This window comes from Dactylosporangium sp. NPDC000521, from assembly GCF_042898305.1.
In the GTDB taxonomy this organism is placed as follows: Bacteria; Actinomycetota; Actinomycetes; order Mycobacteriales; family Micromonosporaceae; genus Dactylosporangium.
The window spans coordinates 1-10383 of record NZ_JBIAYW010000052.1; the positions used below are offsets into that span (position 1 = coordinate 1).

14 protein-coding genes are annotated in these 10383 nt (G+C 66.7%); 8 read left to right on the forward strand and 6 right to left on the reverse strand.

The window, feature by feature from the left end; translation table 11 throughout:
* Positions 1 to 334: 334 nt before the first annotated feature.
* The 3 genes from ACFY3L_RS54305 (at position 335) to ACFY3L_RS54315 (ending at position 2261) form a co-directional block, all read left to right on the forward strand.
* A complete protein-coding gene (locus ACFY3L_RS54305) occupies positions 335 to 1123 on the forward strand; it encodes a DUF6928 family protein (protein ID WP_389343815.1) in 789 nt (262 codons plus the stop codon).
* Positions 1124 to 1347: 224 nt separating this feature from the next.
* Positions 1348 to 1788: a hypothetical protein gene (locus ACFY3L_RS54310; protein ID WP_389343818.1), complete on the forward strand. Its 441-nt coding sequence runs from the start codon at positions 1348 to 1350 to the stop codon at positions 1786 to 1788.
* A gap of 287 nt (positions 1789 to 2075) precedes the next feature.
* Positions 2076 to 2261 (forward strand): hypothetical protein, encoded by a 186-nt coding sequence (locus tag ACFY3L_RS54315; RefSeq protein WP_389343821.1) that lies wholly within the window; start codon positions 2076 to 2078, stop codon positions 2259 to 2261.
* Positions 2262 to 2587: 326 nt separating this feature from the next.
* On the opposite strand, the gene ACFY3L_RS54320 is transcribed toward ACFY3L_RS54315, so the two are convergent.
* Positions 2588 to 3691, reverse strand: a complete 1104-nt coding sequence (locus ACFY3L_RS54320) for a hypothetical protein (RefSeq protein ID WP_389343824.1) — start codon at positions 3689 to 3691, stop codon at positions 2588 to 2590.
* A gap of 40 nt (positions 3692 to 3731) precedes the next feature.
* Here ACFY3L_RS54320 and ACFY3L_RS54325 point away from each other — a divergent pair, with 40 nt between their 5' ends.
* From ACFY3L_RS54325 to ACFY3L_RS54335, 3 genes are all read left to right on the forward strand, one after another.
* On the forward strand, positions 3732 to 4160 hold the full coding sequence (locus ACFY3L_RS54325; protein WP_389343827.1) for a barstar family protein: 429 nt from the start codon (positions 3732 to 3734) through the stop codon (positions 4158 to 4160).
* Between the two features lie 72 nt (positions 4161 to 4232).
* Positions 4233 to 4460: a hypothetical protein gene (locus tag ACFY3L_RS54330; RefSeq protein WP_389343830.1), complete on the forward strand. Its 228-nt coding sequence runs from the start codon at positions 4233 to 4235 to the stop codon at positions 4458 to 4460.
* Between the two features lie 51 nt (positions 4461 to 4511).
* Positions 4512 to 4934 carry a tyrosine-type recombinase/integrase gene (locus ACFY3L_RS54335; RefSeq protein WP_389343853.1) on the forward strand — a complete coding sequence of 141 codons (423 nt, stop codon included), beginning with the start codon at positions 4512 to 4514 and terminating at the stop codon, positions 4932 to 4934.
* A 46-nt stretch (positions 4935 to 4980) separates the two neighbouring features.
* Here ACFY3L_RS54335 and ACFY3L_RS54340 read toward each other — a convergent pair whose 3' ends face one another.
* The 4 genes from ACFY3L_RS54340 to ACFY3L_RS54355 form a co-directional block, all read right to left on the reverse strand.
* A complete protein-coding gene (locus tag ACFY3L_RS54340; protein WP_389343833.1) occupies positions 4981 to 5295 on the reverse strand; it encodes a hypothetical protein in 315 nt (104 codons plus the stop codon).
* Positions 5296 to 5724: 429 nt separating this feature from the next.
* Complete coding sequence (locus ACFY3L_RS54345; RefSeq protein WP_389343836.1) at positions 5725 to 6285, reverse strand: hypothetical protein; 561 nt, start codon at positions 6283 to 6285, stop codon at positions 5725 to 5727.
* Positions 6286 to 6306: 21 nt separating this feature from the next.
* Complete coding sequence (locus ACFY3L_RS54350; protein WP_389343839.1) at positions 6307 to 6897, reverse strand: DinB family protein; 591 nt, start codon at positions 6895 to 6897, stop codon at positions 6307 to 6309.
* 290 nt (positions 6898 to 7187) lie between these two features.
* Positions 7188 to 7646 (reverse strand): hypothetical protein, encoded by a 459-nt coding sequence (locus ACFY3L_RS54355; RefSeq protein WP_389343841.1) that lies wholly within the window; start codon positions 7644 to 7646, stop codon positions 7188 to 7190.
* A 317-nt stretch (positions 7647 to 7963) separates the two neighbouring features.
* Here ACFY3L_RS54355 and ACFY3L_RS54360 point away from each other — a divergent pair, with 317 nt between their 5' ends.
* Positions 7964 to 8527: a hypothetical protein gene (locus ACFY3L_RS54360; protein WP_389343844.1), complete on the forward strand. Its 564-nt coding sequence runs from the start codon at positions 7964 to 7966 to the stop codon at positions 8525 to 8527.
* Positions 8528 to 8626: 99 nt separating this feature from the next.
* Here ACFY3L_RS54360 and ACFY3L_RS54365 read toward each other — a convergent pair whose 3' ends face one another.
* Positions 8627 to 9241 carry a hypothetical protein gene (locus ACFY3L_RS54365; RefSeq protein WP_389343847.1) on the reverse strand — a complete coding sequence of 205 codons (615 nt, stop codon included), beginning with the start codon at positions 9239 to 9241 and terminating at the stop codon, positions 8627 to 8629.
* 839 nt (positions 9242 to 10080) lie between these two features.
* Here ACFY3L_RS54365 and ACFY3L_RS54370 point away from each other — a divergent pair.
* A partial coding sequence (locus ACFY3L_RS54370; RefSeq protein WP_389343850.1) for a reverse transcriptase N-terminal domain-containing protein occupies positions 10081 to 10383 on the forward strand: 303 nt, incomplete at its 3' end.

Genomic DNA, 10383 nt, shown 5'->3' on the forward strand with positions numbered 1-10383 from the left:
GGCTTCGACGTCATGCTGATGATCTCTCCTCGCAACCGTCCAGGAAGAGTATCCCCTGGTAGACGGGCTGTCTCACATCAGCGTGACAGGGAGGGTGTCGCCGCTGACGGGCCTGCTCCGGTTTGGCCGCTTCGCCGGCCTCGTCGATGCGTTGCGAAGGCCGGCCGCTGAGCTCGCACCCGTTCGCCGCGCACACATGCAACTCAAACGCTGTGCCTTGCCCTAACTCAGGGAGCGGTGCACGCTCGCGCCGAATCGTTGTGAATGGCCGCAGGCGCGTCGAGTGGGGCGCACAGTTGCTGCTTGCCGAGGCGTGTCCGATCAGCCGTAGTCTGTGAAGATCATCCCGGCGGGAGACGAGGGTTCGATGGGCGCGAAGACCGCACTGCTTGCTTTCACCGATGGCGACCTTCGCCCCGCCCTGCGGGGCGGGGCGCGTTCGGACCCGGCGCAGGTCATCAACCTCGTGCGCGACCTACACCCCAGCTACGAGGTCACGGCGCTCGGCGACGGCTCGCTCGGCGACGATGCCTATCCGCCAGACGATACGAGTTACGCGACCGTCCTGGCCGGCGCCGAGCTGTTCTGCGACCAACGACTCATCTGCGACCGCCCGTCACAGCTGCCAGACCACTTGCTCGAAGCCGGTGCGGGCCGGCGGATCATCATGCATGGGATGCACTCGAGCTCCGACTGGCTGTGCTTCGCCGTGTGGGACAACGGCGACCTCGTCCGCTCGCTGAGCGTCTCACCGGACGGCGGCATCGGGGAGAACATCGGCAAGCCGTACGAGTTCGAGCTGCCGTACTGGGCGGGTGAGCATCCGGTCGGCCCGATGTTTCCCGGCGATGATCCGTACCCGCTGCCCTTCCACCCGCTGGAGTTGGGTGAAGATGCTCTGCGCGCGCTGTTCGGCTTCATCCTCGAAGGCCGGCCCAACCCGGACGACATCGATCCGTTCGACGTGCACCTGCACGGCTTCCGGGTCGCCGACCCAACTGGTCGGGAACAGGCCGAACGCGACGCGCGGATGCAACAGGTACTGCAGATGATGCGACCCCCGCGCCGCTACCGCTTCATGCCGGACGGCACGCTACGCGAAATCCACAACGGCGGAACCTGACGCCTGAGGTCGATGCTCCAACCTGCCCACCCATCGGCCGCCCATGAGCGAGAACCACACCTGATCCAGCCCACAGATCAATTGACATCCGGACATGCCGCCGTTGGTGCGCTGCGCCCCTGCCGTTGCCCGCCACGGAGGGTGGTCGCCCAGGCGGGATCAAGGCACGCTGTCCTGCGGATGAGTGGATGTCGGTGTCGGCTGGCCAATGCGACCATGGCGCCATGGATGAACGGCCAGTGAGGACGGTGGCTGAACGCAGGCTCGGTTATCTTCGTGTCCTCGAAGCCCGGTCTCCGAGCACATCCGTCGAGCGGCTCTCGGTCTTGGCAACCGATGAAATCCGACCGGTCCGACTGTGGACCGCCCGAAACTGGAACACTCCGCCGGAGGCGCTCAGCACGCTTGCGCAGGACGAGGATGAGACAGTCCGTTGGAACACCCTGCTGAACCCGCGGACCCCAGCCGACGCACTCCAGGCGATGGCGCAACAGGAAGCCGCCACCGCTCCGGCCAACTGGTTCGTCGTCCGTCACCGCGTCGTCCACCATCCCAACACCGATTCGGCGCTGCGCGAGGAACTCTTCGCGGCCGGGGCATGCGCTGGCTGGCTCGCCGACCGATGCGTTGGCTTTCGGCCCTACCGTCGCAGGGCGCTCACCTGAGGCGTCCGCACATTCCGCTCTCCGATCGCCATCCTGCTGGGGCTGGCGGGTGTCGAATTCCGGGGTGTTGAACGGATCGAGGCTCATGGGTGTGGACGTGGACGACTTTTGGACCTTCATCGAGGTGTCGCGCCAGGCTGGGCCGACCCAACGCGAGCGTGAGATCCTCCTGGGCGAGCGACTCGGCCGGATCTCCCGCTCACACCTACTCGACTTCGTCCAGCACCTGTCCGCGACCCGCGAGCCGGCCAACACGTATCGGCTATGGCGCGGAATACGTGGCGTGCATGGTCGGCGAACGTCGGCCCGACATCGACGGCGACATCCGCGACGTGCTCACCGAGGAGCGTCACGTCCGGCTGCGTATGGACCCGAACCCGGACGACGTCCAATGGGCCCGCCTGCACACCGCCGAGATCGCCCGCCGGTACCCCCGGCTGTGGACGCTGTTCGGCGAGGCTTGGACCGAATAGAAACCCAGCGCCAGCGAGAACCCACCCAGATGTCAACGACGGCTGAAAACTGGCTCTGGCACAAGTTCTGTGATTCGGGTGGTGTGCGGGTCAGGGTCGGTGGAGTATGCGTTTGCGGAGGGGCTGGCCGCCCGCGCCGGTCAACGCCGGCAGCGCACGCCCGGTGAGCGGCCGGCAGTCACGCTGGCCGTGCGGAAAGAGCACGAGCTGGTTCGGGTCCAGCATGACCTGCGTTCCTGCGCCAGCGGGATCGGTCGTGGTTCGCTGAGTTGACGGATCGGTACTGGGCCGCCGCCGATGAGACGGCTGGTGTCCAACGCGGCGGTCTACTCGGCGAGGAAGGACAGGATGCTCTTCGCTGTGTGGACGTTGCTGCCGGCGGGGGTGACTACCTTGATCGGGCACACTCCGGAGAAGACGCCCGCGCCGAGTCCTGCGGCGTCGTCGGCGATGCCGGTGGTCGGCGTCTTGACGGTGATCGAGGTGGACGCGGAGTTGAGCGTGAAGTTGGTGCCGGCCACGCCGCAGAAGGTCACGCCGGTGGCGCCGGTGAAGGTGCCGCTGAGCGTGACAGTGACGCTGGTGTTGCTCTTACTGGACAGCGGGGTGACGCCGGTGATGACGGGCAACGTGACGACGCTGGTGCCGAGGTCCGCGGCGAGGAACGTCTTGCTGACGCCCCGGTGCGTGATGACCAGATTGCCGTTGGTCATGCCGGTGGAGGTCTTGCCGGTGAACCAGTTGCCGTTCTCGGCGTTCGAACCGGCCGCCGTGGTGACGGTGCCGTCGGTCTTGTAGACCTTGATCTCGGCGAGCGGCTTGCCACCCAGCGTAGCCGACAGCTGGCCGGCCGCACCGCTGAACGAGAAACCGCTGCCGGCTTTGACACGGATGACCTGGTTGCCGGTGGACATGAACTGCTTGATCCGGTTCGCGGCCGGCAGTTCGCTGCTCAGGTCGGTGATGACGGGGGCGGTGGTGTCGAGGTCCGGCGGGGTGATGAAGACCAGGCCGGACAGCGTCTTGGTGAGCGCGCCGACGCCGTTGGCGAAGTTGATCGTGATCGTCTCTGACGCCACGCCGGAGGTCGGCGCGCAGCCTCCGGGATCGGGGGTCCTGACCACGAGCTGCGTCGTGCCGGGCGTGACGTAGAAGTCGAGCGACTGGCAGTTGTCGCCGAGGTAGACGTCCTGGATCGATGCGTCATCGAGCGTCGCGCCGGTCAGGCCGGCGACGTTGATGGTGACCACCTGCCTCGTCGTGTCGGCGGCGACCTTGCCGCCCGCCGGGGAGACGACAGTGATCGCGGTGGCGGTCGGCGCGGCGCCCGCCACCGACGGCGCACCGAGCACCGCCGCCGCACTGAGCAGCGTTGCCGCAGCGGCCCCCGCGCCGATGGACGCGACAAGACGGGAATGGACGAGTGACATCAGGTGGTTCCTTCCGCGGCCACGCGCCACCTCGGGCGCCATGACATTACGGTACTGCACTGTCACTCTACGTGACCGAGGGTGGGCGCGCGTCGTCGTGGTCACGTGCGCGCGGCAGTCGTCGGCTGGGCCGGTCCGCCCCGTCTTGGTCAGCGGGGCGTGGTACGTATCGTGCAGTGGTGCGTGTGCAGCTCGACGGGGACAAGATCCGCTCCGAGGCCGATTCCATCGGCACCTGGCGGCGCTTTTGGACTTCGGCCCCTACTACGGGCGCAACTTGGACGCGTTGTGGGACCGGCTGACCACCGATGTTCCGCGTCCCGTGCATCTGACCTGGACCGCATCCCGGGTGAGCCGCTCGGCCATGGGAAGAACCACGTTCGATCGAATCGAACGCATCCTGCGCGCGGTGGCCGACCAGGACGCTGCCCGGTGTTGGACCGACCGCTTCACCTACGACCTCGCGTAGCCCTGTCGAGTCGCTTCGCGCACCGGCATCCTCATCTGCCGCGGCGAGCGCCCTGGCGTTCACCACTGCGGGTTGCGTGCGGCGACCGCCGCGTACCTCGGCCGCTACCGCGGTCAGACCCGGCTGCACTGCGAGTCGGACCTGCGGGTCTTCCTGCGCTGGTGCGCCGACCATGACCTCGGTCCGCTCGCAGCGGTCCGGACGGATACCGAACGGTACCTGCGCTCGCTGCAGGACGTACGCCAGTACCAACCGTCCACGGTGTCCCGACGGTTGTCGATCGTGGCCGGTTCGCCCTGATCGCGCCGCTCGGCCTACTCGGACTGCGATCTTCGAACCTGCGCCGCCAGCATCAGCGACCTCGGCGAAGAACACGGCCACCGCGTCCTACGGGTCCGGGGCAAGGGCGGCAAGGTCGTGCTCATCCCGCTGCCGCCGGCCGTCGCCCGGGCCATCGAAAGCGCCGTCGACGGCCGCACCGACGCGCCGATCCTACGCAGCACCCTCGGCACCCGCATGGACCGGCACGCCGCGACCCGCCGACTCAAACACCTGGCCGCGACCGCTGGCGTCCGGACGCCGCGAATGCACCCGCACATGCTGCGCTATGCGTTCGTCACGCCGATGCTCGACGCCGGCGTCAGCCTCCGCGACGTCCAGATCGCTGCCCGCCATGCCGACCTACGCACCACCATGCGCTACGACCGGGCCCGCGACAACCTCGACCGGCACCCGAACTACATCCTCGCGGCGTACATGGCCTCGGGCACGTGACCACGGCTCACGCCGATGAGCGGGCGTATGTTCGCGCGATCGCTGATCAGACATCGTGTTCGAGGTACTGAAGCGGAGCAGGCAACTGGGTTGCTCTGTTCGGGCGCTCCGGGAAATGACGACCGAAGTATTCGTGTGCGTAATCTTCGATGCTCTGGTAGCCCCAAACCGGGCAGTCGTGCAGGTCACGGCCGTTTAGCAGCGTGTCGAGGTCATCGGCATCGAGCGGCCGGTGCCCGAGCAGGAGCCCGCCGGTCTCGCGGATGGTCTTGATGTGCGCCTCGCCATGGGCCAGGACTGTGGCGCCGGGAATGGTGTCGGCGGTGGGAACCTCGGGTCCGCACCAGTCGAGGAGGCCCACAATCAGAGATCGCGATGTCGCGACCTCCGAGACGTTCGTTGCGAGCACGATCCCGCAGCAGTTCCACCCGCCCCTGCGGGTAGGGATGGCCCAGAAGTCACCAGGTGAAACGTATGCAGTCGACCTCGGCTCGAAGGGAAAGGCTGGGCGCCGGGCCATGGCTGGAGCGTACCCGGCCCGCACGAAAGTGGGGGGCAGGCTCCACGACAGCAGGCGGAGGAGCACTCTGGTGCCGCAATCCTGTGTGAGTTCGAACCCGTACAGTCCGCGATCTTGGCGTCCGCACATGCCGCGTCTGTTGCGCGGTGGCCAGCTGCCGCTCGTAACAGAGGGTGACTTACACCTCGCGCGATCTGCGGCCTGACATGCCGAAGTGCGCGCGGTTGATCACGGAAAATCCGGCGGTCATGCTGATGGAGGTGGTCTGCGTCAGGACCAGGTGGCGCCGTTGCCGACGATCAGGGTGGCGATCACTACGATGGCTGCTCCCGTGAGAGTGCTGAGAACTACCGGGAGACACCAAGCGCGTTGTCGGGGTGCCAGTCCCAGGCACAAGGCCACCACTGCGGCTATCGGCACGACGTAGAGCTCCAGGAAGCCCAAGTACGCCGCATAGGCTCGGTTGACGCCCTCGGAGCTGAGGACGCCCAGCGTCATCGCCACCAGAATCAACACATGCGGGATCGCCGCGGCCGCCGCACCGCGCCACGCACGGTCTTCGGTGACGGTCGGCTGGGCAGCCGGGGTGTGCCAGTCCTGCCAATCGTCCACGGCCATCTCCAGTTCACGACAGTGCGCCGTGACATGTCGGCACGAGCACGCCTCGCTGAAGACAAATGGCCTGCCATCTGGATTGCTCGGCGCAAGGACGCGCGCACGCTCATGCCGCTGCGGGCGCTCGGCGGTCGACTGAAGATCGTCACCGAGCGTGCGTGTCGTCAGCGAGCTTGGGCATCCGATCGTGCCGATGAGCGATACCGACCTGGTCACCTGTATCGACGGACCGGACGACTACCCGAACCGGTCGGCGAGCTTCGTCAGCTTGGTGACGTACGCCGGCCAGTCGTAGTTGTCGGGGATGTTGGTGTTCTCCTGCTGCCAGCCGACCGCTCCGTCGTGGTGCTCGCGCATGATGTCGGCGTGACCGGCGTGACGGGCGAGGTCGCAGGTCACGTGGATGATGATCCGGTGCAGCGTTACGTCCTGCCGCCCTGGCCGCCACCATGGCACCTGCCCCGGCGCGTCGAGGGACAGCTGATCGATCGTCTGGTCCGCGAAGTCCCCCACACGGCGGTACAGGTCGATCAGCCCATCCTTCGTCTCGTCCTCCCGCGCGTACCAGTCTGCCTGCGGGTCCTGCTCAAATTCCCGCATGGAGACCAGGTCCTCAGGCGTCGGAAACTCGCGCCCGAAGGTGGGCCCGAAGTAGCCGGCCTCGACATTGAGGCAGTGCTTGATGATCCCCAGCAGGTTGTTGCCGGTCGCCGTGCGGGGCAGTCTGGCCTCGCGTTCGCTCAGCCCGTCGAGCTTCCAGATCAGGTCGTCGCGAGTCGCCTGGAGGTAGTGGTGCAGCGCGGCCTTCGGGTCGCCGAGATCAGCCATGCCAGCCAGTCTTACTTATGCGCACGAGAAATTTCATGCGCGATACCGCATGCTGGGTCAGCGCCACGCTACACAGGCGGCATCCCCATCTGGCGCTGAGCATGCGCGGTGGAGGCAGCCGGTCAGGTCCCGAACTCGGCAACCAGTGCCGGCTCACCGCAGACTGTGTCGCTGTTTGGCCGGCGCCCGTTCGCGGTCGCCGGGTCCTGATGTTCGGCGGGTTGGCCGGCGCGACTTCTCGCCGACGCCGGCCACCCCGCCGACGAGCGCGTTGCCAGAACTGAACGGACCTACATCGACCACCACATGTACATGTGATCGTCGCGGCCCTGGACGCGCCGCGCCAGATCGCAAAGACCGTGGACGGTGTCGTCGAGTTCGTTCTGCTCCCAGGGACCGAACCATTCTTCTGCGGTGGACCAGCGTTGCGCTACTGCGGGGACTCGCTCGACCGCCAATGTCTTCAGGACCTGCACGAAGCCGTCCGCGATCTGGACGATGCCTGACGTGCCTTCAATGTTGTTCATCAGGACGACATCCTGCACGGCGTTGCGCCGATCCAAGTCGAACGACAGGCCGTCGGATGATGCCGAGCCCGGAAGCTCGTCGATGATCGCCCAGAGCTTACTGCCCAGGACCGTAGGCTCGACCCACTTCATCAGCAGCATCGGCACCTCGGTGCCCGCCGGACCGTACTCCGCGAGCGCCACCGCTCTCCGGCGATCAGCGACGAAGTAGTCGGTGTTCATACCCACAAGGGCGAACGATACAGAATGCTGCGATCGAGCTGCGTCGGGACGGACAGGGCCTCGTCGCGCGCCGACGATGCCGTCGCGCGACGAGGCGACCAGACATCGCACCGGTAGGCCGCTGGCGAGGTATCTGTTTGGGCAGACCCTTTTCCAGCGACCCCCGGTCCGAACCCGCCGTGCCAGTTGTCCCGGCAACGGGCTCTCCAGTGACTACTGCGTGAGCCAATGCCGTAGGCGCTGTTGTCCTGAACGGACCGTTATGATGGCGCCCCGGTGGACAGACCGGTCGGTGATCGCCGAAGGGAGGGTCAGCTGTGGGGCTCGATTACAGCTTCGTCCTCTACGTGCCACGGGCTGCCCTACGTCCCTTGCTCAAGGCGGTGGCGGCCCAGGCGGAGCCGCACGGCGCCGAGCACACAGTTGTAGTGTTTGACGACGGCAGCACTCTGACCATGCCGTTCACGAGCCCTTCCCACGCGACGTTGTTCACGTCCGGTCAGACGATCACGGCAAGCCCGCCCGGCCTCGAGCTCAACACCGTCATCCGATTCCCGGCCGACGAGTACCTGTTGGCACACCAGGCTGAAGAGGCGGTACACGGATCGCAGGTGTCGATCGGCATCATCTATCTGACCACGTGGGACCGCACGAACCTGATGCCGGGCTGTGTCAGCGTGAGTTTCACGGCCGCGACGACCTCCATGAGCCGGCTCTTCGTCGCATCACCGTCGGTGCGTGGCTTCTTCATCGACCTGGCCCGGCACGTCGGCGCCCACCTGTGCATCCTCGATGTCGAGGACGACGGGTTCATCCCCCTGTACGTACCTCGGCCGAACCCGATTCTGGAACAATTGGAGCGGCCCCGTCCGGCTGCCTGAGTATCCGACCGTGTCGCTGGTTGCGCGGTGAGTGGTCGGTGTCGTCGTCACGGTTCCGTAGCGGAGGGCTTGGCGAGAGGGCGCGGCGACCGCGTTGGTTCATTGGTCGGGACCGGGTAGCGGCAGCTCAGGCACTTCGCGGTCGTCAACCAGGCCGCTGCGTTGAACCGCATCCACGACGGTCGGATCAAGCAGCACCGCTCGGCCTTCGTTCCCACCCGTGTACAGCGTGAAGGCACGAACCGGCGTGCCCACCGCGGCGAGCAAGTCGTTCACGACAGCGAGGGGCCGAACGGTCGCCTCGAACCACGGCGAGTTGTAACGCCAATCATCGGCATCCAAAACCAGACACCGACGACCGTTGATCTCCACGACGTACCCGCCGTCATCGTTGTTCTCGGACACCGTACGGACTCGTAACGTGACACCGCAGCGCCGCAGCGCCGGAGCCATCTCGCGGAGCAGGTTCTCAACGCCGCCCTCCGCAAGCTCCTCCCCATCAGCGTGAAACGTCACGTCATCCAGGACAGCGCAGCTGAACGGGTATCCTCCGGCCGCCACTTCCCGCCGCTGGGCCTCCGCAGCAGCGAGCGACTGGTCGCGCCAGAAGCCTACGTCGGCGAGCGTCCGCGCCAGTTCGTTCCACCGGTGGTCCTGCCCGGCTCCGGCAGGACGGCGCCGCAACCGGAACAGCCTGACGCGCCGCACCGTCACGCCCAGCTCGGCGTGGCGCTGGTCCCGCCTACGCACCCGTGTGCAGCAGTGCAACGGGTCACACCGGCCAGACAGCGTGGCCGCCGACCGAACGAGCGCGATGCAGGGACGGTTTGATCCATGCCTGACATCGTGACCTTGTCACACGCCAAGCCGCAAGATCAGGTGCACTGATCTGCCGTTGCGACACGAAGTCACACCTTGCGAGTGGACTCGCTGATTGGAGGCCGGCTGATGTCGGTGGTGTAGTTCCGGGCGCGTGCTCATGGCCTGGCCCCGCTCTTGGCGTGCGCCGCTGGTAACGGCGGGGTGCGAAGCCCGAGAGGAAGCCGAAGGGTTCCCGTTCCATCCGGGGATCACGGGCGAGGGGCAGACCGGGCGGGTGAATCGCGTGAACCTTCGTTGATGCCTCGTGAAACGTGGCTCCGTGATGGGGTGGTAACAGCGGAGTGCAGGGACTGGCCGCTGTGTAGCGGCAGGCGCCGATCGGGCACGGCATCCGGTCGGGAGAGCACCGTCGTCCCCGGGGTCGAGAAGGCACCCAATCCGGTCGTAGCTCGTGGGTGTGGAACGTGGGAACCCCGTCGGGGTCCGGACCCGATGTTGGTCCGGTAGGCCGACTGTGAGGGAGGCGGAAGTCCTCGGCGGGATTGGGATGACCCGAGAAGCGAATGCCGGTGGCCGAAAGGCAGCAGGAAACCACGGCGATTGATCTCGTCCCTCCAGGCGGGTGTCGTGGATAACTGGCCGGATACCGGGCCGCGTGCCCGGCCGCGCAAAGCGGGCTGACGCGGGTCAGGTGAGCCTGTGCGGAGACGATGACAATGAGGCCGGTACCGATGGACAAGTTGGACGCCGCCGCGGCTGCGGTCGCGGTGGTGAACGGACCTGAGGGCGATGCCCTCAGCTGGAACGCCGTGCGTTGGCGCAAGGTTGAGGACGACGTACGGCGTCTGCGGCAGCGGATCTTCACGGCGACGCAGGCGGGGGACCTCAAACGGGTCCGCAATCTGCAGAAGTTGATGCTGCGATCCCGGTCGAACACGTTGGTGAGCGTGCGCCGGGTGACCGAGATCAACGCTGGACGCTTGACCCCGGGCATCGACGGTCAGCTGGTGCTGACCGCCGACGACAAGGCGAGC